At 66.1% G+C, this 22,359-nt stretch carries 19 protein-coding genes; 3 read left to right on the top strand and 16 right to left on the bottom strand.

Going from position 1 to position 22,359, the window contains the following annotated elements; all coding sequences use genetic code 11:
• Positions 1-3 precede the first annotated feature (3 nt).
• From ACIPRI_RS22605 to ACIPRI_RS22585, 5 genes are all read right to left on the bottom strand, one after another.
• On the bottom strand, positions 4-1,176 hold the full coding sequence (locus tag ACIPRI_RS22605) for an acyl-CoA dehydrogenase family protein (RefSeq protein ID WP_446623737.1): 1,173 nt from the start codon (positions 1,174-1,176) through the stop codon (positions 4-6).
• A 1-nt stretch (position 1,177) separates the two neighbouring features.
• The gene (locus ACIPRI_RS22600; RefSeq protein ID WP_446623736.1) at positions 1,178-2,365 is read right to left on the bottom strand and encodes a lipid-transfer protein; all 1,188 of its coding nucleotides are present in this window, start codon (positions 2,363-2,365) and stop codon (positions 1,178-1,180) included.
• A gap of 19 nt (positions 2,366-2,384) precedes the next feature.
• Entirely contained in the window at positions 2,385-3,524 is a 1,140-nt protein-coding gene (locus tag ACIPRI_RS22595; RefSeq protein WP_446623735.1) for an acyl-CoA dehydrogenase family protein, read from the bottom strand.
• A gap of 133 nt (positions 3,525-3,657) precedes the next feature.
• On the bottom strand, positions 3,658-4,092 hold the full coding sequence (locus ACIPRI_RS22590) for a TA system VapC family ribonuclease toxin (RefSeq protein ID WP_446623734.1): 435 nt from the start codon (positions 4,090-4,092) through the stop codon (positions 3,658-3,660).
• Positions 4,082-4,321, bottom strand: coding sequence for a DUF6364 family protein (locus ACIPRI_RS22585; RefSeq protein ID WP_446623733.1), 240 nt, complete (start codon positions 4,319-4,321; stop codon positions 4,082-4,084). Before ACIPRI_RS22585 ends, ACIPRI_RS22590 begins: the two co-directional genes overlap by 11 nt.
• Before the next feature lie 120 nt (positions 4,322-4,441).
• Between ACIPRI_RS22585 and ACIPRI_RS22580 the strand changes: the two genes are divergently transcribed.
• Complete coding sequence (locus tag ACIPRI_RS22580) at positions 4,442-7,333, top strand: LuxR C-terminal-related transcriptional regulator (RefSeq protein WP_446623732.1); 2,892 nt, start codon at positions 4,442-4,444, stop codon at positions 7,331-7,333.
• Here the strand turns inward: ACIPRI_RS22580 and ACIPRI_RS22575 are convergent.
• Positions 7,330-8,733 carry an SEFIR domain-containing protein gene (locus tag ACIPRI_RS22575; RefSeq protein ID WP_446623731.1) on the bottom strand — a complete coding sequence of 468 codons (1,404 nt, stop codon included), beginning with the start codon at positions 8,731-8,733 and terminating at the stop codon, positions 7,330-7,332. The two genes, ACIPRI_RS22580 and ACIPRI_RS22575, sit on opposite strands and share 4 nt — an antisense overlap.
• Before the next feature lie 39 nt (positions 8,734-8,772).
• Complete coding sequence (locus ACIPRI_RS22570) at positions 8,773-10,809, bottom strand: AAA family ATPase (RefSeq protein ID WP_446623730.1); 2,037 nt, start codon at positions 10,807-10,809, stop codon at positions 8,773-8,775.
• Between the two features lie 229 nt (positions 10,810-11,038).
• Between ACIPRI_RS22570 and ACIPRI_RS22565 the strand changes: the two genes are divergently transcribed.
• Positions 11,039-12,697 carry an AMP-binding protein gene (locus ACIPRI_RS22565; RefSeq protein WP_446623729.1) on the top strand — a complete coding sequence of 553 codons (1,659 nt, stop codon included), beginning with the start codon at positions 11,039-11,041 and terminating at the stop codon, positions 12,695-12,697.
• A gap of 51 nt (positions 12,698-12,748) precedes the next feature.
• Positions 12,749-14,305 (top strand): amidohydrolase family protein, encoded by a 1,557-nt coding sequence (locus ACIPRI_RS22560; protein WP_446623728.1) that lies wholly within the window; start codon positions 12,749-12,751, stop codon positions 14,303-14,305.
• A 7-nt stretch (positions 14,306-14,312) separates the two neighbouring features.
• Here the strand turns inward: ACIPRI_RS22560 and ACIPRI_RS22555 are convergent, their stop codons facing one another.
• From ACIPRI_RS22555 to ACIPRI_RS22515, 9 genes are all read right to left on the bottom strand, one after another.
• The gene (locus ACIPRI_RS22555) at positions 14,313-14,444 is read right to left on the bottom strand and encodes a hypothetical protein (RefSeq protein ID WP_446623727.1); all 132 of its coding nucleotides are present in this window, start codon (positions 14,442-14,444) and stop codon (positions 14,313-14,315) included.
• Entirely contained in the window at positions 14,441-15,304 is an 864-nt protein-coding gene (locus tag ACIPRI_RS22550; protein WP_446623726.1) for a Bug family tripartite tricarboxylate transporter substrate binding protein, read from the bottom strand. Before ACIPRI_RS22550 ends, ACIPRI_RS22555 begins: the two co-directional genes overlap by 4 nt.
• Before the next feature lie 40 nt (positions 15,305-15,344).
• Positions 15,345-17,231, bottom strand: a complete 1,887-nt coding sequence (locus ACIPRI_RS22545; protein ID WP_446623725.1) for a feruloyl-CoA synthase — start codon at positions 17,229-17,231, stop codon at positions 15,345-15,347.
• Between the two features lie 103 nt (positions 17,232-17,334).
• Positions 17,335-18,159: an SDR family NAD(P)-dependent oxidoreductase gene (locus tag ACIPRI_RS22540; protein WP_446623724.1), complete on the bottom strand. Its 825-nt coding sequence runs from the start codon at positions 18,157-18,159 to the stop codon at positions 17,335-17,337.
• 35 nt (positions 18,160-18,194) lie between these two features.
• Positions 18,195-18,614, bottom strand: a complete 420-nt coding sequence (locus ACIPRI_RS22535; RefSeq protein ID WP_446623723.1) for a MaoC family dehydratase — start codon at positions 18,612-18,614, stop codon at positions 18,195-18,197.
• 11 nt (positions 18,615-18,625) lie between these two features.
• Complete coding sequence (locus tag ACIPRI_RS22530) at positions 18,626-19,066, bottom strand: MaoC family dehydratase N-terminal domain-containing protein (protein ID WP_446623722.1); 441 nt, start codon at positions 19,064-19,066, stop codon at positions 18,626-18,628.
• A gap of 5 nt (positions 19,067-19,071) precedes the next feature.
• Positions 19,072-20,256, bottom strand: coding sequence for a lipid-transfer protein (locus ACIPRI_RS22525; protein ID WP_446623721.1), 1,185 nt, complete (start codon positions 20,254-20,256; stop codon positions 19,072-19,074).
• 27 nt (positions 20,257-20,283) lie between these two features.
• On the bottom strand, positions 20,284-21,423 hold the full coding sequence (locus ACIPRI_RS22520; protein ID WP_446623720.1) for an acyl-CoA dehydrogenase family protein: 1,140 nt from the start codon (positions 21,421-21,423) through the stop codon (positions 20,284-20,286).
• An 83-nt stretch (positions 21,424-21,506) separates the two neighbouring features.
• The gene (locus tag ACIPRI_RS22515) at positions 21,507-22,334 is read right to left on the bottom strand and encodes an enoyl-CoA hydratase/isomerase family protein (RefSeq protein WP_446623719.1); all 828 of its coding nucleotides are present in this window, start codon (positions 22,332-22,334) and stop codon (positions 21,507-21,509) included.
• Between the last annotated feature and the right edge of the window lie 25 nt (positions 22,335-22,359).

The following is a 22,359-nucleotide window of genomic DNA, read 5'->3' as shown; positions in this document are numbered from 1 at the left end:
GGCTTATCCCAGGAGCGTCTTGGCCAGGATGTCCTTCTGCACCTCGCTGGAGCCGCCGTAGATGGTGGCTGCGCGGTAGAAGAAGTAGCGCGAGGCGGCGGCCGCCAGCGGATGCAACGCGGCATCGCCTTCGGCATCGCGGCGCTCGAGGCCGGCCGGGCCGGCGATGCGTGCGATCAGCGCGGTGAGCTCCTGCATCAGCTCCGAGCCCTTGAGCTTGAGCACGGAGGCAAAGCCCGGGTTCTTGCGGCTGATCTCGGGGTCGAGCAGGAAGCGCCAGTTGGTCAGTTCCAGCGCGCGAATATCCGCGCCCAGGGCAGCCAGCTCCGCAGCCAGCTTGGGATCGTCCTGCAGGCAGCGTTCGCCCTGGCGGGTCTGCGACGCCAGTTCGTGCGCGTACGCCAGGCGCTCCCAGCACAGGCCCACGTTGGCGATGTTGGTGCGCTCGCTGGCCAGCAGGTACTTGGCGCAGTCCCAGCCGCGACCTTCCTGGCCGACCAGGTTGGCCACCGGCACGCGCGCGTTGTCGAAGAAGACCTCATTGAGGTGGTGCTGCCCGTCGATGGAGACGATGGGCCGTACCGACACGCCCGGGGTCTTCATGTCGATCAGCAGGAAGGAGATGCCGTCCTGCTTGCGCGCCGCCTGCTCGGTGCGCACCAGCGCGAAGATCCAGTCGGCGTGGTGGGCCGAGGTAGTCCAGATCTTCTGGCCATTGACCACGTACTCGTCGCCCTCGCGAACCGCGCGGGTGCGCAGCGACGCCAGGTCCGAGCCTGAATCCGGCTCCGAGAAGCCCTGGCAGAACCACAGGTCGAGCCGGGCCAGCTTGGGCAGGAAGAAGCGCTTCTGCTCCTCGGTGCCGAAGCGCAGCAGCACCGGGCCGAGCATTGCGACGTTGAAGGGCAGGGGATGCGGCGCCGCGGCGCGTTGCAGCTCCTCGACCAGGATCAGCCGTTCAGCCGTGCCGAGCCCGGCGCCGCCGTATTCGCGCGGCCAGTGCGGCGCGGCCCAGCCGCGCTCGTGCAGGATGCGCTGCCAGGCCACGATGTCCTGCTTGCGGCCTGGGTGGCCCCGGTGCAGCCGCTCGCGGATCTCGGCGGGCAGGCGCTCGCGGATGAAGGCGCGCACCTCGTCGCGAAACGCGGCTTCGCTTGGGCTGAGCTGCAAGTCCATGTCAGTTCTTGCCGTACAGGGTCACCACGCAGGCGCCGCCCAGGCCCACGTTGTGCTGCAGGCCCAGGCGCGCACCTTCGACCTGGCGCTGGTCCGCGCTGCCGCGCAGCTGGTGCGTCAGCTCGTAGCACTGCGCCAGGCCGGTGGCGCCCAGCGGGTGGCCCTTGGACAGCAGGCCGCCCGAGGGGTTGACCACGACCTTGCCGCCGTAGGTGTTGTCGCCGTCATTGACGAACTTCTCGGCGCCGCCTTCCGGGCAGAAGCCCAGCGTCTCGTAGCTGATCACTTCGTTCTGCGCAAAGCAGTCGTGCAGTTCGCATACGTCGATGTCCTCGGGGCCGACGCCGGCGGCTTCGTAGACGCGCTTGACCGCGGCACTCGTCATGTGCGTGCCGATCCAGCTCAGCATCGAGGGCGGCTCGAAGGACTGCACCGGGTCGGTGACCATGGCTTGCGACAGGATCTGCACATCGCTGCGCAGGCCGTGCTTCTTGGCGAAGCGCTCCGACACCAAGAGTGCCGCCGCCCCTCCGCATGTCGGCGGGCAGGCCATCAAGCGCGTCATCACGCCGGGCAGGATCACCTGGTCGTTCATCACGTCCTCGGTCGTGACGATCTTGCGGAACAGGGCGAGCGGGTTGTTGGCCGCGTGGCGGCTGGCCTTGGCGCGCACGGCGGCGAAGGTCTCCATGCTGCAGCCGTAGCGCTCCATGTATTCGCGGCCGGCGCCGCCGAAGGTGCGGATGGCCTGCGGCATGCCGTCCATGTCGGCCGTCAGGCCGCGCAGCACCGGCAGGAAGCGCTCGCGCGTGGGCGGGCGGTCGTCCCAGTGGGACTTGAGCGCGCCGGCCTGCATCTGCTCGAAGCCCAGCGCCAGAACGCAATCCGCATCGCCGGAGGCAATCGCCTTGCGCGCCAGGTACAGGGCCGTGGAGCCGGTCGAGCAATTGTTGTTGACGTTGACCACCGGGATGCCTGTCATGCCCACTTCGTAGAGCGCCGTCTGGCCGCAGGTGGAGTCGCCGTAGACATAGCCCACGTAGGCTTCCTGCACGGCGTCGTAGCCGATGCCCGCATCGGCCAGCGCGCGGCGCACGGCCTCGGCGCCCATCTCGGTGTAGCTCAGGCTCTTGCCTGGCTTGGCGAAGGGGATCATGCCGACGCCGGCAACGATTACTTTTTCGGTCATGTGCTTGTCCTGTGGTGATTCAAAGCTTGCGGGCGATCAGGTCGCGCTGGACCTCGCTGGTGCCGCCGAACACGCGGGTGATGCGGTAGTCGGTAAAGGCGCGCGCGATCGGGTACTCCAGCATGTAGCCGTAGCCGCCGTGCAGCTGCACCATGTCGTCGATGCACTTCCACAGCGCCTCGGTGACGAAGAGCTTGGCGATCGCGGCCTCCTGCACGTCGATGCGGCGGCGCATGTGCTCGCCGATGTAGTAGTCGACCAGGGTGCGCGCGGCCACCGCCTGCGCCTTCACGTCGGCCAGCTTGAACTTGGTGTTCTGGAAGTCCCACACCGTGCCGTCGAAGGCCTTGCGGTCCTTGACGTATTCCAGCGTCTGCTCCAGCAGGCGCTCGAGCTTGGCGGCGCAGTACACGGCGATGATCAGGCGCTCCTGTGCCAGCTCTTTCATCAGGCAGACGAAGCCCTTGTTCTCTTCGCCCAGCAGGTTGCTGGCCGGCACGCGCACGTTGTCGAAGAAGAGCTCGGTGGTGTCGGCGGCGGGCTGGCCCACCTTGTCCAGCTTGCGCCCGCGCCGGAAGCCCGCGCGGTCGGCCTCGACCATGATCAGGCTCACGCCCTTGGAGCCGGCCGTCGGGTCGGTCTTGCAGGCCACCAGGATCATGTCGGCGTTCAGGCCGTTGCTGATGAAGGTCTTGCTGCCGTTGATGACGTATTCGTCGCCCTCGCGCACGGCGCTGGTGCGGATGGACTTGAGGTCGGAGCCGGTGCCCGGCTCGGTCATCGCGATGGCCATGATCGTTTCGCCGCGGCAGATCTTGGGCAGCCAGCGCTGCTTCTGTTCCTCGGTGCCGAAGTTGACGATGTAGGGCGCGGTGATGTCTGAATGCACCGACAGGCTGAAGCCCGAGACGCCCGAGCGGTGCAGTTCCTCGGCCACCACGCAGGCGTGGCCGAAGTCGCCGCCGCCGCCGCCATATTGCTCGGGCACGGTCACGCACAGAAGGCCTTCGCGGCCGGCCTTGAGCCAGGTCTCGCGGTCGGTGCGGCCAGCCTTGTCCCACTCGGCCTGCTTGGGCAGGCATTCGCGCTCGAAGAAGCGGCGCGCGGTCTCGCGCAGCATTTCGTGGTCTTCGCGGTAGACGGTACGGGTGATGTTCACGGGGTCTCCTTGTCGTGCAAGGATTCTGGAAGCCACCCCCCGCAACCCCACTACCCCGATCGGGTGGCGGAGGCACGACCAATGCCCCTTGCCTCGAAGAACGGGCGCGCCGTCAAGCGCTCCATCGAGGCGTTCAGCGAGCCAATCTCGTGAACTGCGCCCGCGTCAAGAGTCGCTTGAAGTCGCCATCGAAGGTCACCAAGTGCTCGCCCTGGTGCATGACTGCCGCAGCTAACCACGCGTCCGGAATATCGTTCGCAGTCAGTTGCTGTGCACTGCAAAGATCACGCAACAAGGTCCACTCGCCCCCGAGTTGCGGCCGCTCGACGCCGGGGGAGCCCAGCACCGCATCGGCAAATTCCAACGCGGCGGCAATTGGCGTGGGATTCAAGAAAACCTTCGCGTTCGTCACGAGCCGCAAGAAGCTCGCAATCACCATGGGCTGAATTGCCAGTGAAGGCCCAATACTGGCATCGGCGAGAGCCTTTTCCAGCCATTGGCGCGCGACCGCATGATGGGGATGGTCGCTGCGCGAGGCGGCCACCAGCACGTTGACGTCAGGCGTCACGGTCCGCCGCGTCCAGCATTTCCTTGTTGCTCAGGCCGCTGATGCCGTCAACGAGCCCTCCTTTGCCCCGAAACACGGGGAGGCGGACGGCCTTGGTGGGCGCTGGCGTCGATCGCAGTCGCAATTGCAGCCCTTCCTCGATCAGGCGGGTGAGGCTCGTGCGCTGCTGCGCCGCCAGCGCCTTGGCCTGGCTGAGCAGACTGTCGTTGAGGTTCAGGGTCGTTTTCATACTGCGCCCAAGAGGGTGATGCCGATACAGATATCTGTATTTTAGGTGCCGACCGCCGCATGTCAACTTGAGCGGCGCGTAGTGCCGATGTGGCCCGCGGGTCACAATGGCGCCAGACCCATGTCAAGCAAAGCTCAGCCACGCAAACCCGAGCGCCATCCGGTGGCCAATGAGCAAAGGTCGCTGGTCAGCACCAAGCTCGTCCCGCCCCGCAGCGCCGGGCGCGTGGTGGCGCGCGAGGCGCTGCTGGCCCGCCTGATGGAGGGCCGGCGCCGCCGCTGCGTGCTGCTGCAGGGCCCGGCCGGCTGCGGCAAGACCACCACCCTGGTCGCCTGGCGCCAGGCGCTGCTGCCGCTGGGCTTCGATGTGGCCTGGCTCACCCTGACGCCCGAGGACAACGAGCCCACGCGTCTGCTCGACTACCTGCTGGCCAGCGTGGCGCAGGTGGCGCCCGCCGCCACCCAGGAGGCGGCCGCCTACGCCGGCCGCGGCGTCGACAGCGAAGCGATGGAGCGCGCCCTGATCGCCCTGGTGCGCGGCATCGCCGCCCATCCGCGCGAGCTGGTGCTGGTGCTGGACGACCTGCAGCACCTGATGGACCTGCGCATCCACGAGGCGCTGCAATGGCTGCTGGACTACGCCCCGGCCAACCTGCACATCGCCATCGCCTCGCGCCAGGCGCTGCCGCTGTCGCTCGAGCGTCTGCGCGCCGAGGGCCAACTGCTGGAGATCGACGTGCGCGAGCTGCGCTTCTCAGCAACCGAATCCGAGCGCTTCCTGCGCTCGCAACTGGGCAGCATCGCGCCGCGCGACGCCCTGGCGCTGCACGAGCTGTGCGACGGCTGGGCGGCAGGCTTGCAGCTGCTGGCCATCAACTGGAAGAAGCGCCGGCAGGAGCTGGCGGCAGGCCCTCGCGGCGCCTCCGGCGGCGATGCGCAGCGAGAAGCCCACGCGCCGGACGACTTCGCCCGCGCCCACGTGCAAGATCCTCAGGCCTTTGCCGCCTACTTCGAGAAGGAGGTGCTCTCGCACCTTTCGCCCGCCGACCTGGAGCTGCTGACCAGCGTCTCGGCCTGCAGCCGCTTCTGCGCGCCGCTGTGCGCGGCCCTGCTCGGGCGGCCCGCCGACGACCCCGCCATGGGGCCGCTGCTGGCGCGGCTGGAGGCCGAGAACCTGTTCATCGTGCCGGTGGAAAGCAGCGCCGAACGCGAGACCTGGTTTCGCCTGCACCCGCTGCTGCGCGAGACGCTGCGGGAACGCCTGGGCCGGCGCAGCGAGGCTGATCAGCGCGAGGTGCACCGCATCGCCTGGCGGTGGTTTCGCGACCACGGCCTGATCGACGAGGCGGTGCGCCAGGCGGTGGCGGCCGGCGAGGGGGCGGCCGCCGCGGCGCTGGTGGAGAAATCGGCTCACGGCCTGGCCGTGCACGGCGAGCTGCGCAAGCTGATCGGCCTGGTGCGCCAGCTGCCGCCGGCCGAGGTGCAGGCGCGTATCGGGCTGCGGCTGTGGATGATCCGGGTCGAGCTGTTCGCGCGCGAGCTGGATGCCTTCTCCGCCAACATCGCGCGCCTGCGGCCCGACATTCCGCCGGACGACGCCATCAGCCACTTCTGGCTCACGCTGCTGGAAGCCTCGCTCGCCCTGCAGCGCGACGACACCGACGCCGCCCAAACGCTGCTGCCGCGCCTGCTGGCGGCGCCCGAGGGCGCGGACGCACTGGCCACGGGCGCGCGCGACAACCTCCTCACCTGGCTCTACATGCACCGCGGCGACTACGAGCGCGCCCGGCGGGTGCAGCACGACAACCCGATCCGGCTGATCGATGGCGTGCCGCTGCGCGGCACCTCGTCTGGCACCTTGCAGGGCCGCGCCCTGGTCGGCCTGAGCTATGCCGTGGAAGGCCGCATGACGCAGGCCGAACGCATCTACCGCGAGGTGCTGCGCGAGGCCAACGAAGGCGGCAGCGCCTGCGTCGACGCCAGCTACACGGCGAGCGCGCTGCTGGGCGAGGTGCTGTACGAGCACGACGAGATCGAGGCCGTGCTGACGCTGCTGGAAGACCGCGTGGACGTCCTGGAGCGCGTCTCCATCCCCGATTCGGTGCTGCGCGTGCACCGCACGCTGGCAGCCGCGCACTGGGTGGCGGGGCGCAGGCTGGAAGCCATGGCCTACCTGGAGCGGCTGGAGGACTACAGCGCCGCGCTGGGCCTGGACCGGCTGCTGGTGTTCAGCCTGACCCTGCAGGTGCACTACCGCCTGCAGATGGGCGACGTTGCGGCCGCCGAGGCCGTGCTGCAAAGGGTGAACGAGATCGACGCGCGACATGCCAACGCGCAGCACAGCGCGCTCGGCGAGATCGCCGTGGTGGCCGAACGGGCGCGCATCCGCTGGGCCATGGCGCGCGGCGACATGGACGATGCAGCGCGGCGCATCGAGCCGCTGATCGCGAACATCGAGGCGCGCGGGCGGCAGCGGCTGGTGGCGCAGTTGAAGCTGCTTCAGGCCCTGATCGAGCGGCGGCGGGGCAGGGCGGATGAAGCCAGGCAGTGCACGCTGGCGGCCTTGCGCAGCGGGCATCGGTTGGGCCTGGTGCGCAGCCTGCTGGACGCGGACCCGGCGGTGATGGAACTGGTGGGGGAGGTGATGGCGAAGGATGCTTCGCTGGATCCGGTGTTGGCGTTCTATGCGGAGAGGCTGGGGAGTGCGGGGCGTGTTCCTGTGGCAGCCGAAGCAGCCGTTTCAGAAGGCGCTGAGGCCGATGCCTCGAAAAGACACCCCGTGGAACCGTTGAGCGAGCGCGAGCGCGATGTGCTGGGCCTGCTGGCGCAGGCGATGCCCAACAAGAAGATCGCGCTGGCGCTGGGGCTGTCCATCGATACCGTGAAGTGGCATTTGAAGAACATATATGGGAAGCTGGGGGTGGCGGGGCGGGATGAGGCTGTGGCTTGGATGCGGGATTCGGGGGCGAGGGCGGCGTGTAGCTCCATTTCGCGAACCCCGAGCAAAGGCTAAGGCCGCGATCCGAGTTGATCGATGCCCACCAGAGCGCTGGGGCTGAAGGTGTTGCCCTCCCAGCGAGGAACTCTGCTTCTGGCGTCCGCTCGGATTTCCTCCAGCGCTTCGGTCAACTTACCGATGATCTTGACGCCGAGAAGCGGCAGGACACGTATGAGATAGGCGCTAGATGAGGCTCGCGCAAACACCTCAAACGGGCCTCGATGGTGGCCCACGTAAAGTAGTGTCTCTGGGTACCAGTTCTCATTGCCGGAGACTTCGGCGCGCATGTAGCAAATGAAGTCGGCCTGCATGACCGACTCGAACGAGATGCCGGATGTCTTCGAGCGTTGTTCAAGGAGGTCCGCCCTGAGCGAGAGCCTCCGCATATTCAGTCGACGGTTTCTACGCTCTAGCGACTCAACATACTGTCTGAACTCCTCGTAGGTAACTGTCTTGCTGTTCCTGCCTCTCTCGTCGCCAGAAACGAAGTAAGGCTGAGAGAGGATGTAGGTGGCGGATTCAAGGTGCTCCGCCTTCAGTAGGATCGCCAGGGTGTACAGGAACAGTTCGTGGACGATGAATCTGAAGTTGTCATGCCGGTCGACGAAACGAATCAACGATTCGAGGAACCGATGGAGTAACTGACCATTTGTCGTCGCGCTTCCGTACTGGGTCAGCGTCATCACGACCTGCAGGTACTCGTTGCGAGCTGGCAGGAAGTCCTCGATGGACTTCAAGACGGCATCGTCTAGCTCGTCACCTTCTCGAACCTGAAAGCGCGGCAGATTTTCGACAATGAGGTGGAGATACTCGTCAATTGCTCCACGCGCAAATTCTTTGCCGTTTCGGATGGCGTCGATCGCGCGCTTGGCGGCCGCAGAAGTCCCGAGAGCTGTAGCTGCAGGATCAATGATGTACGAGGGGGCTTTGCCAATCTCGGGCTTCACATTCAACGGCTTGTCGAAGATCCATCGGACCAGCTTTTCGAACTCGCCTGCATAGCGGTCGGATTGACTTAAGTCGATGTAGATGCGAGTGGACAGGTAGACCGGCAAATATGCGTTGCCCTCAGCGTCCCTCTCTGCCACCACAGCGGCATACTTGCTCTGTGACGACTTCTCGTACACCTTCTTCGAGATGATCTGAGTTTCCGTGCCGACGCCGCCGGCTCGGCCATCGGCCTTGTCTGCATAGATCCTGTCGCAAATCACCAAGACCTTCTTGATCGTGTCGTCGGTGACCATTGACTCCATGAAGGCGATGGCGTCGCCGCCTTCACGAAGGTCCCATTTGTCGAGAATGACTTCGACGCCGGATTGAACCAGCTCTGTAGCTAGGTCCATTACCCACTGTTCATGCTGAGGCGAAGACCAACTGTAGGAAATGAAGGCTTTGGGCGGTGACGAATCCGTCATGGTTATTCTTGTGAGAGGGCTGGCAAACCAACAGAGGCCTTACTGAAACGCGCCTTTGCTTCGTGCAAAGTGTTTCGACAGTCGCTCGTTGACGATCTTGAAGAGAGCTTCGAATCGTGCAGCGCTCTCAGCAGGGATCATCGCTGATGGATCATTCGCCATCTCCTTGAGTAGCAGCGAAGAGGGCCGTGTCTTATAGAACTTGATGCCCAGCGCTCTGAACGCGTCTTCGAACCGCTTCGCGATCCTCGGAATGTTCGCGTTCAAGGTGAGTTGCTTCCCTTGCAACTCAGTCTTGTAGCTCTCGCGCACCAGCGCCTCATAGACAGCAGGATCGAGGAGGTCCTCTACATCCGCCTCGGCCGGCGCGGATGCAAATGCCTCCGACACGAACACGACGTTCTGCTCGGCAATGAGCTTCTTGTTCACCAAGTCCTTCTTGGTTGCTTCGGCTTCCTTCTCCTGGTCGAGCAGCACAAGAACGTTTTGTTCTTCAGACGTCAACAAGGCCACCATGTAGGAGACCTTCTGGGCACCGCCAACCGGAGTAATGGTGAGCTCAGAGTTCAGTGAAACTTTCCCTTGCTGGGCGAGATATGACGACACCGATGAGAGAGTCCAAAAGTCAGTCACGCCCTCGACGATAAGGTTGTTCGAGCCAATGAAGAGGCTTTGCGCGATGTTGTAGCCAAGCGCCGCCTGCAATGGGAACAGGGTGTTCGCGTCGCCAGTCGGATCATTGGTGACAGTCGTTCCCGTAGCTTCGGAAATGTTGACGGTGCGCACGGATTCGAGGTGCTGTGTCGGCACCATGAATGGCGAGTGCGTCGTGTAGATGATCTGGTTATCGAAATCAGTCTCGAAGTGGGTCAAGAGGTCCGTCTGCGAGCGCGCATGGAGGTAGAGACCGGGCTCGTCGAGTAGCAAGATGGCGCTCTCGGCCTTGCCTCCCTGAGTGTCGGCCGTAAAGATCACAAAGAACGAAAAGAACCATTGCAGTCCGCGGCTCCGCTCGTTGAGATTCACTTCCACGTCATATACGGCGCTGGGATCGGAAACCAACGTGTCGAGGTATTGGGCGTCGAGGTTGAAGCGGATCTTCAGTGAACGATCTTTCCAGAGCCTGCGAATTTCACCGGTTACCACTGCGCTGGACCGATTGGTCAACTGGTTCCGAGTCTCGGCATCGTTCTGCGTCAGGAGATCCTGTAGCTGCTGTGGATTGAGGCCTGCCACCTTGCACAGCTTTTCGAAGTTGATATCGGCCTCATTGGCCTGCCCCTGAGCCCTTCGCTGGAGATACTCGGTGATGTTCTGATGGCCTTGCAGTTCGGCGTACTCGTCTACGTAGACGAACTTCGGTAGGGTGGTCTGCAGCCACTCGTGAGCTTTCGCTTGCGCGCCCTCATCGCCAATGATTGCTTTCGCCAGATCTTCGAGTTCGACGATTAGCTGGTCTTGCTTGTCAGTCAGCTCCACGTCTGCCGCGGCCATTGTCTTGCGCAGGACCTTGACGGCTGCATCAGCTCGCGTGGCCCACTCGACATGGTCGGGGTCTGGCACTAATGCCGCTTCAAACGCATCTGCCGCAATGGCCAGAGTGGACTTGACTGGGTCCTCCAGCTTGTCGGCAGCTGCCTGTACCGCCGGAACAATCTTCCGAATTTTGGCCTTGATATCGCCTGCCTCGTAAGGCAGTGCAGGCAAGCCATCGATTTGGACCCAGCGGTGCTTGCCATAGGAGCGGCTGATAGTGACCAACACGTCTGCGCCCTGGACTCTCGGCAGGATAGCGGCCAACTGCGACAGTTCATCACCATCCAGCGCCCACCGCGAGTCGACGACAGGCGTTCCGACCGTACATTCCTTTAGGTTCCGGTGGCGCGGAAAATCCTTGATTGGCGACAAGGCGGCAAAGCCTTCAGCAGGATTCAGGCTTCTGAGCCCGCGCAACAAGTTTGACTTGCCGCTCTCATTGCGGCCCAGCATCGCAGTGAGTTGTGCGACATCGACCCACCCGCTGTCATTGATCGAGCGGAAGTTCCTGATCCTGAATGACGTCAATCGCATTGCCATTTGCCCCTTGTTCTCGGAAGCAGATAGTAAGGCAATGTAAACAAGCAACTTACAGGTTATCGCCACTTCACGGTCAGCGCAGTGCTGGCTCAACCGTCGGCCATGGGGGCTGGGTAGCGGAAGGCATGTGACCGAACGCCCCCCAAAAGAGGTGGTCACACAAATGCATTCGGGCTGCTTACTTGAGCCCCTGTTCTAGAGCTGACGCGAGAAACCACGCCTAGCCGCCATGCACCCCGCATCCAACCCAACCCTTCACCAAGGCTCCACCTTCGCCGAGCTCTACCGCTCCGCCTTCAAGGCCTTCGCCACCCGCGAGGCCCTTGTGGGCAACGGCGGCGGCATGCGCATGACCTATCGCGAGCTGGAGCAACAGTGCCACCGCTTGGTCCGCTGCTTCCAGTCCCTCGGCCTGCGCCGCCAGGACGACATCGCCGTTCTGGCCACCAACCGGCCCGAGTCTGTCGCCACCATCATCGCGTCCCACCTGATGGGCCTGGTCTACACGCCGCTGCACCCGCTCGGCTCGGAAGAAGACCAGGCCTTCATCCTGGTCGACGCAAAGGTCAAGGCGCTGGTGATCGACGTGCCGCGCCATGCCGAGCGTGGCCTCGCGCTTGCGCAGCGGCAACTGGTGCCGCACGTGCTGACGCTGGGGCCGGCCGGCTACGGCACCGATCTTCTGGCGGCATCAAGCGGCCTGGACGGCGACACCGACATCGCGCTCGACGTGCAGCCCGACGACATCCTCAAGATCGCCTACAGCGGCGGCACCACGGGCCAGTCCAAGGGCATCGTGCATCACCAGCGCACGGTGGTGACTTCGGCGCTGCAGCAGCTCGCCTGCTGGGAGTGGCCCGAGGAGGTGCGCTTCCTGGCGGCCACGCCGGTGTCGCACGCGGCCGGCGCCATGATCCTCACCACTTTCCTGCAAGGCGGAACGGTGCATCTGCTGGATCGCTTCACGCCCGGCGGCTTCCTGCAGGCCGTGGCGGCCGAGCGCATCACCACGACCTTCCTGGTACCCACGCAGATCTACGGCCTGCTCGACTCGCCCGAGTTGAGTGAACACGATGTGGCGAGCCTTCGCCTGGTGCTCTACGGCGCCGCGCCGATGGCGCCGGCGCGCCTGCGCCAGGCGCTGGGCCGGCTCGGCCCGGTGTTCGCGCAGGTCTACGGCCAGGCCGAGGCGCCGATGACCATCAGCTACCTGCGCCGCGACGAGCATGACCTCGACCGCCCCGAGCTGCTGGGCAGCTGCGGCCGCAGCCTGCCGGGAAACCAGGTGCGCCTGCTCGATGCCGACCATCGCGAAGTCCCGATGGGCGAGATCGGCGAGCTGTGCGTGCGCGGGCCGCTGGTGATGTCGGGCTACCTCAATCGGCCCGAGGAAACGGCCAAGGCCTTCGCCGGCGACTGGCTGCACACCGGCGACATGGCGCGCCGCGACGCCGACGGCTACCTCTACCTGGTCGACCGCGCCAAGGACATGATCATCAGCGGCGGCTTCAACGTCTATTCGAGCGAGGTGGAAAACTGCCTCCCCGGCCGTGGCGCTGGCCGCCGTCATCGGCGTGCCGCACGAGAAGTGGGGCGAGGCGGTGATGGCGGTGGTGGTGGTGAAGGAGGGCGCCTGCGTCGATGCCGCGGAGCTGATCGCCTTCGTCACCGACCGCAAGGGCGTGGTGCAGGCGCCCAAGGCGGTGGAGTTCGTCAATGCCCTGCCGCTGACGGCGCTGGACAAGGTGGACAAGAAGACGCTGCGTGCCAGGTACTGGGCGGGGCGGGATCGGCAGGTGGGATAGATAGACGAGAAACGGCCGCACCGTCCATCACCCATCTCGATGTAACACTGCTTTACACCCTGGATCTCTCCACCTATGAATGAGCCGAGGAGCCGTCCATTCCGGATGACTCCCGCACTGGAGGAGACATACCCATGTGCAAACTCTGCGATCAAGGAATGCCACAAGACCATGCCGATCCGCTGGGTGGTTCTCCGACAAACCATTCACGGCGCAATTTCCTGAAAGCCGGTGCGTCAGGAACCGCTGCTGCGGCAACTGGGCTGGGCCTGTTCACCGAGCGTATTGCTGCAGCGCAGGATGATGATGATTCGCCCAGGGACAGCGGCCGATACGGACGGCGCTATGTCATTCGGGGCGGCCACGTCATGTCGATGGATCCGAACGTGGGCGACTTCGTGCAAGCCGACGTGCTGGTCGAAGGCAAGAAGATCCTCGCCGTCGGACCGAACCTGCCAGGGTCCGGCGGCGTGATCGACGCCCGCGCCAAGATCGTGATGCCCGGGTTCATCGATACGCACCACCACCAGTTCGAGACTGCGCTGCGCAGCTTCCTGGCCGACGGGCTGCTATTCAACGACGGCAAGCCGCACGGCGCCATCAACTACTTCGAGTACATCCTCGGCAAGTTCGCTCCGGTGTACCGGCCGCAGGACGTCTACATCAACGAGCTGTTCGGCGCGCTCAGCCAGATCGACGCGGGTGTCACGACGGTGCACGACATCTCCCAGATCCACCACTCGCCGCAGCACTCCGACGCCGCGATCAAGGGCCTGGCCGACTCGGGGCGGCGCAGCGTGTTCGGCTACTTCGAGAGCGCGGGCAATGTCCCCGGCAACCAGTACCCGGCGGATGCCGCCCGCATCAAGGCGCAGTACTTCAGCTCCGACGATCAGCTCCTGTCCATGACCATGGGCGGCGAGATCTACCTGCCGGGCTTCGAGGTGGCCTGGGCCCTTGGGCGCCAGCTCGGGCTGCAGGTGGTGGCGCACATCGTCGGCAGCTTCGGCATGTCCCCCACCTTCGATGCGCTCGCCGCGTCCAACCAGTTCGGCCCCGACAACTTGTTCATTCACATGACAGGGATGTCCGACATGAGCTGGCAGAAGGTGAAGGATGCCGGCGCGGGCGTCTCGCTCGCCGTCCCGATCGAGATGAACATGCGCCATGGCATGCCACCCATTCTCAAGACGCTGTCCATGGGCATCTCGCCCTCGCTGAGCGTCGACGTGGAATGCACCCTGACGGCGGACATGTTCACCCAGATGCGCAGCGCCATGGCGTTGCAGAGGGCCTTCGTCAACCAGATGGCGCTGGAGCAGAACAACCCGCCAACCCTGCCGGAACTGCTGACCACGCGCGACGTGCTGCGCTTTGCCACGATGGAGGGCGCGCGCGACCTGCGGCTCGATCGCAAGACCGGCTCGCTCACGCCGGGCAAGGAGGCCGACATCATCATCCTCGACGCCGAGGCGATCAACGTGGCGCCGCTCAACGTGGTGCCGGGTGCGGTGGTATCGCTGATGGAGCGCTCCAACGTCGAGACGGTGATCGTCGCTGGCAAGGTGCGCAAGTGGAAGGGGAAGCTGCTCGACGTCGACCTGCGCCGGCTGCGCCGGGACCTGGAAGCCTCGCGCGACTACCTGTTCAACGCGGCAGGCGTCCCGCAGAACCTCTTCCGTCCCAATTGACTCAGCCTCAATCCACCTTCGCGCCCGACACCATCACCAGCTTCTGGATCACCGGCCCGCTGGCGTCCAGGTTCTTCTTGAACTCGGCCGAGCTGTTGCCCATGCCCACCAAACCGAAAGCCTGGAAGCGGGCCTTCATGGCGGCGCCCTGAACCACCGCGCGCGTTCCTTCTCCAGCCGCGCGAGCACCGGCGTCGGGGTCTTGGCGGGGGCGGTCAGCATCACGCCGCCGATCGGCTCGAACTCCTTGTCGGTGAAGCCGGCCTCGGCCATGGTGGGCACGTTGGGCATGTCGGGCAGACGCTTGTCGCCGATGATGGCCAGCGGGCGCAGGCTGCCGCCGGCGATGTGCGGGGCCATCGTGCCCAGGGTGCCCAGGCCCATCGGGATCACGCCGCCGATCATGTCCTGGATCATCGGCGCTTCGCCCTTGTAGGCAACGTGCTCCATGCCCAGGCCGCGCGATTCGCTCAGGTAGGCCATCAAGAGGTGGCTCGACGAGCCGACGCCGAAGGAGCCGTAGTTGGCCTTGCCCTTGTGGGTCTGGGCCCAGCTCACCAGCTCCTTCATGTTGCGCACCGGCACGTCCTTGTTCACCGCGAACACCAGGCTGGCCGAGCAGATCTCGGTGATCAGGGCGAAGTCGCGCTTCACGTCGTAGGGCACCTTCGCGAACATGTAGGGCGCGTAGTAGATCGGCGTGGCGTGCGACATGAACAGCGTGTAGCCATCGGGCGCGGCGCGTGCCACCGCTGAGGCACCGAGCATGCCGGAGGCGCCGGGCTTGTTGTCCACGATGACGGTCTGCCCCAGGCGCTTGCCCAGCTCGTCGGCCAGCACGCGCCCCAGTACGTCGGTCGCGCCGGCCGGCGGAGCCGGGACGACGATCGTGATGGTGCGCGTCGGGTAGTCCTGCTGCGAGAAGGCGAGGGCGCTGGCCGCGATGGCGGTGATGCCGACGAGGCCCTTGATGAATATCGAGGAAGAAGCGATGCCCATGGTTTTTGTCTCCGTTGCTGTGGTTTTTTTTGAAATGGGGTCAGGCGCGCGCGACCTGCGGGCCGGGCTGCGGATCGAACAATTGCGCCGCCAGGTGGGCCCGGCGTGAGCGCGTGGCGGCCTGGTTGACGTAGCCCTTGTCCGCGATCTCGTTCGCGTCCATCGAGGGCGGCTCGGCCATCAGCAGCAGACGCTCCACGCGCAGGCTGGCACTGCCCTTGTCCGAGCGCAGGCGCTCGGCGATGGCGGCGACCAGGGCCGGGTGCGCCACCAACTCGTCGGCACCCAGGCCGGCCAGTTCAGGCAGCAGGCGCTGGCAGGCGGCCACGTTGGGCCAGGCCAGCGCGGCCACGTAGTTCTGGTCATGGCCGCAGATGACGGCGTCGGTGATCAGCGGCGCACAGCGCTCGACCAGGCCGAGGCGGATGGCGCCGGTGCGCACCCAGGTGCCGTTGATGAGCTTGAAGTCTTCCGCCACGCGGCCGTCGAAGCGCATGCCCTGGGCCGGGTCGTCCATGTCCACCAGGCGCACCGCGTCGCCCAGCTTGAAGAAGCCTTCCTCGTCGAAGGCCGCCGCCGTGAGGTCGGGTCGTGCAACGTAGCCGCTGAAGTTGTGTGCGCCGCGCACCCGGATCTCGTAGCGCTCGCCTTCCAGGGGCACGAGCTTGATCTCGGTGCCGGGCGGCGGCGCGCCGATGTTGCTCAGATCGTCGCTGGCCCAGTTGCGGTAGGTGCCGACGCCGGTGGTCTCGGTCGAGGCCAGGCCGGTGCCGAACACGATGCGCTCGCCCACGGTGCGCTCGGCCACGCGCTGGATGCGCTCGTTCACGTCCTTGGGCAGGCTGGCGCCGCCGTAGCCGAAATTGATGACGCGGGCGAACACGCTCTTCGCCAGTTGCGGGTCGCGCTCGAGTTCGGCGGCCAGCATGGTCCAGGCCGAAGGCACGCTGGTCAGCAGCGTGGGCGAGACCTCGCGCAGGTTGCGCACCGTGCGCTCGAACAGGCCGGGCAGCGGCTTGCCGTCGTCGATGTAGTGGGTGGCGCCCAGCAGTACCGAGCGGCCCAGGTTGAGCACGCCGCCCAGGGCGTGGTGCCAGGGCAGCCAGTCGAGGAAGACGGGCGGTTCGCTGTCTTCGGCGAGGCTGGCGAACATGTCGGCCAGGTTCGCCGCGGTGGCCTGCAGGTTGCTGTAGCTGATCGGTACGCCCTTGGGCACGCCGGTGGAGCCGGAGGTGAAGAGGATCCTGGCCACATGCTCCGTTCGGATGGCTGCATGCGCGGCAGCGACCCGGTCTTTGCGCTGCGTCGTCAGTTCCGCATTCGACAGCGTCTTCCACGACAACGCGCTGCCGGTGGCACCGTGCACCGCGATCACCGGCACGCCGGGAGCGCCGACGGCGGCCACAGCGCGTTCGAAGGTGGCGGCATCCTGCACGAAGAGCGCCGCCGGCGGCACCAGTTCGCACACGCCCTTCAGGCGCGCGAAATCGCGGCTCAGCAGCGAATAGGCCGGTGACACCGGCGCGGTCGGAACGCCGACGTACTCGGCCGCCAGCAGCAGCACGAGCTGCTCCAGCGAGTTGGGCGACAGCACGACCAGCGGCCGCCCCTGGCCCAGGCCCAGCTCCAGCAGGCTCGCGCCCACGGCCTGCACCTGCTGCCACAGGTTGCGCCAGGTGATGCGCTTCCATTCGCCGCTTTGCGCATCGCGCTCGCAGAAGGCCGGCAGGTCGCCGCGCCGGCTCGCCCAATGCGGGATATAGCCCGCAAAGCCCGTGCGGCCGGTGGCCTTGGGCGTCAGCGGGGAACGCAGGATCAGCGTGCCGTCGGCGCGCCGCTCGCAGGTGGCCTTGCGGATCGCATAGGGCACGGCCCGGTAGCGCGCCGTGGGGGGCGCGGCCGGGGCCTCGGCGGCGAGGGTTGTCATGCTTGTCGTGTCTCCGGAACTTCTTCTATCAACCAACCAACCTGATGCAGTGGAGGCAGCGGGCCCACTCTGCGCCCGCCGCCATTCCCACTCGGGCGCGCAGTTATTGCGGCGAGCCGGCCACGGCCACGACCTGGCCGGTGATGTAGTTCGACTCGGGCAGACAGAACAGGTACACCGCGCCGGCCGCCTCTTCCGGCGTGCCGCCGCGGCCCAGCGGGTTGCGCTGGGCGTGCGACTTGAGCAGCTCGGGGTTCAGGCCCACGCGGATGTCTCGGCCCTCGATGTTCACGGTGGCACCGGCCTTGGCGTCGGCGTTGGTCATGCGGGTGTGGATCAGGCCGAAGGCCACTGCGTTCACATTGACCTTGAAGCGGCCCCACTCGCGGCTGAGCGCGCGCGTCATGCCGATCACGCCGGCTTTGGCGCCCGAGTAGTTCATCTGGCCGGCATTGCCGTTGAGCGCCGAGGTCGACGACACGTTGACCACCTTGCGGAACACCTCGATGCCCTTTTCCTGGTCGGCCTGGGCCTGCGCCTTGATGACCGGGTAGGCGGCGCGCAGGATGCGGAAGGGCGCCGTCATGTGGCAGTCGACGATGGCGTGCCACTGCTCGTCGGTCATGCGCTGGATCACGTCGTCCCAGGTGAAGCCGGCGTTGTTGACGATGATGTCGATGCCCTTGAAGCTGTCCATCGCCGTCTTGATGTAGCGCTCGGCGAAGTCGGGCGCGCTGACGTTGCCCGCGCAGGCCACGGCCTCGGCGCCGCTCTTCTTCAAGAGCTCGACCGTCTCGTTCGCCGGGTCCGCATCCAGATCGTTGACCACGATGCGCGCGCCCTGGCTGGCCAGCTTCATCGCGATCGCCTGGCCGATGCCGCGGCCCGAACCGGTGACCAGTGCTACCTTGCCGTCAAGAGTTCCCATTTGTCTATCTCCAAAGAAAAAAGTGTTGGATGTGTTCAGAGCGCGACCACGGCATCGCCAACGATCTTGGTCTCGCCGTACTGGTTGCGCGTTTCGATTTCGAGCTTCACGCGCTGCTCGCCGTCGACTTCGAATTTCTCGACCACCTTGCCGCTGCAGGTGATCTGGTGGCCTAGATGCGTGATGCCGGTGAAGCGCACGCCGAAGCTGCGGATCTGGCGCTGGTCGACCCACTGCGTCAGCAATCTGCCCAGGTAGGCCATCGACAACATGCCGTGCGCGAACACGTCCACCATGCCGGCCTTGCGGGCGTAGTCGGTGTCGATGTGGATCTGGTTGTGGTCGCCCGAGGCGCCGGCGAACAGGGCCAGCGTGGTGCGGGTGATCGCCGGCAATGCCAGCGGGGGCAGGACGTCGCCGACGTTGACGGTGGCGAATGTGGGTTGTTGGCTCATGGTCGGTCCCTTCATGCGTTCTTGTGGACCAGGATGCTGCGCAGGTCCGCCACGTGCTCGCCACGCTGGTTGCTGACGCGCGACTCGCGCACCACGAAGCTCAGCGCGCCGCCCTTCTTGTCGTAGATGTCGGCGATGTGCGTCTCGAACTGCAGCGTGTCGCCGGCGTAGGCCATGCGGTGGTAGTTGAAGCTCTCCTCGCCGTGCAGGATGCGCGAGGTGACGATGCCCAGCTCGTCGCGCCAGGCGTTCGAGGGGATCTGGAACTCCAGCGAGAACAGGAAGGTCGGCGGCAGCGGCAGGCCGGGATGCCCGGCGTCGCGCGCGGCCGATTCGTCGAGGTAGATCGGGTTGGTCTCGCCGATGGACTTGGCGAAGAAGCGCAGCTGCCCCGCCTCGGCCGTCGCCTTGTAGACCGGCAGCTTCATGCCGATGTGCTTCTTGTCGATCATGACGCTCAGGCCTTCTTGTAGATGGTGACGACGCCCGCACCGCCCAACCCCAGGTTGTGCTGCAGTGCGACCTTGGCGCCTTCGACCTGGCGTTTGTCTGCCGTGCCGCGCAGCTGGTGCGTCAGCTCGTAGCACTGGGCGAGGCCCGTGGCGCCCAGCGGGTGGCCCTTGGACAAGAGGCCGCCCGAGGGGTTGGTGACCCAGCGGCCGCCATAGGTGTTGTCGCCGTCGTTGACCAGCTTCTCGGCTTCGCCTTCGCCGCACAGTCCCAGGCCCTCGTAGGTGATCAGCTCGTTCTGGGCAAAGCAGTCGTGCAGCTCGATGACGTCGATGTCCTTCGGGCCGACGCCGGCCTGCTCGTACGCCTGCTTGGCGGCCAGGGCCGTCATGTCGAAGCCGACGACGCGGATCATGTCCTTGGCGTCGTAGGTGCTGGGCAGGTCGGTGGTGAGCGACTGGCCGGCGATGAGCACGTCGGTGCGCAGGCCGCGCTTGCGGGCGAATTCCTCAGACACCACGATGGCCGCGGCGCCGCCGCAGGTCGGCGGGCAGGCCATCAGGCGGGTGATCACGCCGTCCCACAGCATGGGCGCGTTCATCACGTCCTCGGTGCTCACGACATTTCGGAACACGGCGAGCGGGTTGTTGGCGGCGTGGCGGCTGGCCTTGGCCCGGATGGCGGCGAAGGTCTCCAGCTTGGTGCCGTACTTCTGCATGTGCGCGCGGCCGGCGCCGGCGAACTGGCGGATGGCCGACGGGATCTCGGGGTGGCCCACCAGCTCGTCGACCACCTTCGCCGCACGCTCGAGCGCCGGGGCGCGGTCGTCCCAGCGCGACTTGAGCGCACCCGGGTTCATCTGCTCGAAGCCGAAGGCAAGCGCGCAGTCCACCGCGCCGCTTTGCACCGCCTGGCGCGCCAGATACAGCGCCGAGGAGCCGGTGGCGCAGTTGTTGTTGACGTTGAGCACCGGGATGCCGGTCATGCCCACGCGGTACACCGCCTTCTGGCCGCAGGTGGAGTCGCCGTAGACGTAGCCGGCATAGGCCTGCTGCACGTCGCTGAACGCCAGCCCGGCATCGGCCAGCGCCATGCGGATGGCCTGTTCGCCCATCACGTCGTAGGGCTCGCTGGTGCCGGGCTTCTTGAACTGGATCATGCCGACGCCGGCAACGAAAACCTTGTTTGTCATGTTGTTCCTTGGGAGGAGGGGGTTGAATCAGAGCTTGCGGGCGATCAGCTCGCGCATCACTTCGCTGGTGCCGCCGTAGATGCGCGTGACGCGCATGTCGACGAAGTCGCGGGCGATCGGGTACTCCAGCATGTAGCCATAGCCGCCGTGCAGCTGCACCATCTCGTCCAGCGCCTTGCCCAGCGTCTCGGTGGAAAAGAGCTTGGCGATGGCCGCCTCCTCGAGCGTGAGCCGGCGGCGCATGTGCTCGCCGATGTAGTAGTCGATCATGGTGCGCACGGCCACTGCCTGCGCCTTCACGTCGGCCAGCTTGAACTTGGTGTTCTGGAAGTCCCAAACGGTCTGGTCGAAGGCGCGGCGGTCCTTGACGTAGTCCAGCGTGTTCGCGAGCGCGCGCTCAAGCCGCGCGGCGGCGCCGATCGCGATGGTGAAGCGCTCCTGCGGCAGCTCGCCCATCAGGTAGGCGAAGCCCTTGCCTTCCTCGCCCAGGCGGTTGGCCACCGGCACGCGCACGTTGTCGAAGAAGAGCTCGGCCGTGTCCTGCGCGTACTGGCCCACCTTGTCCAGTTTGCGGCCGCGCCGGAAGCCCGCGCGCGACGCCTCGACGGCGATCAGGCTGATGCCCTTGGCGCCGGCGGCCGGGTCGGTCTTGCACACCACGATGATCAGGTCGGCGATGAGGCCGTTGCTGATGAAGGTCTTGCTGCCGTTGATGACGTACTCGTCGCCTTCGCGCACTGCCGTGGTACGCACTGCCTTCAGGTCGCTGCCGGTGCCCGGCTCGGTCATGGCGATGGCCAGGATGATCTCGCCGGAGGCGGCGCCGGGCAGCCATTGGCGCTTCTGCGCCTCGTTGCCGGCGCGAAAGATGTAGGGCGCGATGATGTCCGAGTGCATGCCGAAGGCCGGGCCGCTCACGCCCGACCGGGCGGTCTCTTCGGCGAACACGGCCGCGTGGCCGAAGTCGCCACCGCCACCGCCGTATTCCTCGGGCAGCGAGGCGCACAGCAGGCCCTCGCGGCCGGCCTTCAGCCAGGTCTCGCGGTCGACCTGGCCGGCGTCGTCCCAGGCCTTCTGGCGCGGCAGGCATTCGCGCTCCAGGAAGCGGCGCACCGTCTCGCGGTACATCTCATGGTCGTCTCGAAAGACGTTGCGGGTCACGTTCACGGGTTTGACTCCTCTGGGAAATCTGTGGGCTCTAAGTTATTCGCCGAGGGGCGCTTCGCCCCCACTCCGGATGGGTGGCGGGTTCAACCCGCGGCGCGGTCCCAGTCATAGGCGGCCGGCTCGCCGCGCAGGAAGCCCTCGACGGCGCCGTCGTGGTAGGGCGCAGTGGAGGCCACCGCCTGCGCGTTGCATTCGAGTTCGGCCAGGGTGGCGTACGAAGTCTCGAAGGATTTGTTCATCAGGGTCTTGGTCAGGCCCAGGGCTTCGCGTGGGCCGGCGCTGAAGCGGCGGGCGAAGCGCATCGCTTCGGGCAGCAGCGCGTCTGGCTCATGCAGCGCGTGGACAAAGCCCAGTTGCTTTCCCTCGGTGGCACTCACGCGGCGCGCGGTGAGTGCCAGTTCCTTCGCCATGGGCAGGCCCACGGCGCGCGGCAGGAAGTGGAAAGCGCCCAGGTCGGGGACGAGGCCGATCTTCACGAAGGACATGCAGAACACTGCACGGCTGGAGGCGAGGATGAAGTCCGCCGCCAGCGCGATCGAGAAGCCGGCGCCGACCGCCGGGCCGTCCACCGCGGCGATCACCGGCACCTCGAGCGCATGCAGGCGCTGAATCCAGCTGTGGCCGTCCTGCACCCGGCGGCGCAGCGCGTCGGGGGTTCGAAAATCCGGGTCGGTGCTGGTCAGGCGGCCCTTCAGGTCGCCGCCGGCGCAAAAGCTGCCGCCGGAGCCGGTGAGCACCAGGGCGCGCACGCGGCGGTCAGACGCGACCTGCGTGAGCATGTCCTTGTAGTCGGCACGCAGTTCCATCGACAGGGCGTTGCGCGCGGCCGGACGCTGGTGCGTGAACACGGCCACGCCGTCTTCTTCGATCGAAAGCTGCGATTCGCGCAGCAGCATGAGCTCGCTCGGCATGGGAGCCTCCAGGCGTTGGGGTGTG

This window comes from Variovorax sp. LARHSF232, from assembly GCF_052871435.1.
Note: the sequence above shows the minus strand (reverse complement) of the source record. Positions and strands in the feature narration are given on the sequence as shown.

Coding starts and splice junctions, on each gene's coding strand:
- ACIPRI_RS22550 (WP_446623726.1), bottom strand. CDS start 15,304: ATGGGCATCGCTTCTTCCTCGATATTCATCAAGGGCCTCGTCGGCATC.
- ACIPRI_RS22580 (WP_446623732.1), top strand. CDS start 4,442: ATGTCAAGCAAAGCTCAGCCACGCAAACCCGAGCGCCATCCGGTGGCC.
- ACIPRI_RS22545 (WP_446623725.1), bottom strand. CDS start 17,231: ATGACAACCCTCGCCGCCGAGGCCCCGGCCGCGCCCCCCACGGCGCGC.
- ACIPRI_RS22570 (WP_446623730.1), bottom strand. CDS start 10,809: ATGGCAATGCGATTGACGTCATTCAGGATCAGGAACTTCCGCTCGATC.
- ACIPRI_RS22565 (WP_446623729.1), top strand. CDS start 11,039: ATGCACCCCGCATCCAACCCAACCCTTCACCAAGGCTCCACCTTCGCC.
- ACIPRI_RS22540 (WP_446623724.1), bottom strand. CDS start 18,159: ATGGGAACTCTTGACGGCAAGGTAGCACTGGTCACCGGTTCGGGCCGC.
- ACIPRI_RS22575 (WP_446623731.1), bottom strand. CDS start 8,733: ATGACGGATTCGTCACCGCCCAAAGCCTTCATTTCCTACAGTTGGTCT.
- ACIPRI_RS22530 (WP_446623722.1), bottom strand. CDS start 19,066: ATGATCGACAAGAAGCACATCGGCATGAAGCTGCCGGTCTACAAGGCG.
- ACIPRI_RS22515 (WP_446623719.1), bottom strand. CDS start 22,334: ATGCCGAGCGAGCTCATGCTGCTGCGCGAATCGCAGCTTTCGATCGAA.
- ACIPRI_RS22535 (WP_446623723.1), bottom strand. CDS start 18,614: ATGAGCCAACAACCCACATTCGCCACCGTCAACGTCGGCGACGTCCTG.
- ACIPRI_RS22600 (WP_446623736.1), bottom strand. CDS start 2,365: ATGACCGAAAAAGTAATCGTTGCCGGCGTCGGCATGATCCCCTTCGCC.
- ACIPRI_RS22555 (WP_446623727.1), bottom strand. CDS start 14,444: ATGAAGGCCCGCTTCCAGGCTTTCGGTTTGGTGGGCATGGGCAACAGC.
- ACIPRI_RS22585 (WP_446623733.1), bottom strand. CDS start 4,321: ATGAAAACGACCCTGAACCTCAACGACAGTCTGCTCAGCCAGGCCAAG.
- ACIPRI_RS22560 (WP_446623728.1), top strand. CDS start 12,749: ATGTGCAAACTCTGCGATCAAGGAATGCCACAAGACCATGCCGATCCG.
- ACIPRI_RS22525 (WP_446623721.1), bottom strand. CDS start 20,256: ATGACAAACAAGGTTTTCGTTGCCGGCGTCGGCATGATCCAGTTCAAG.
- ACIPRI_RS22605 (WP_446623737.1), bottom strand. CDS start 1,176: ATGGACTTGCAGCTCAGCCCAAGCGAAGCCGCGTTTCGCGACGAGGTG.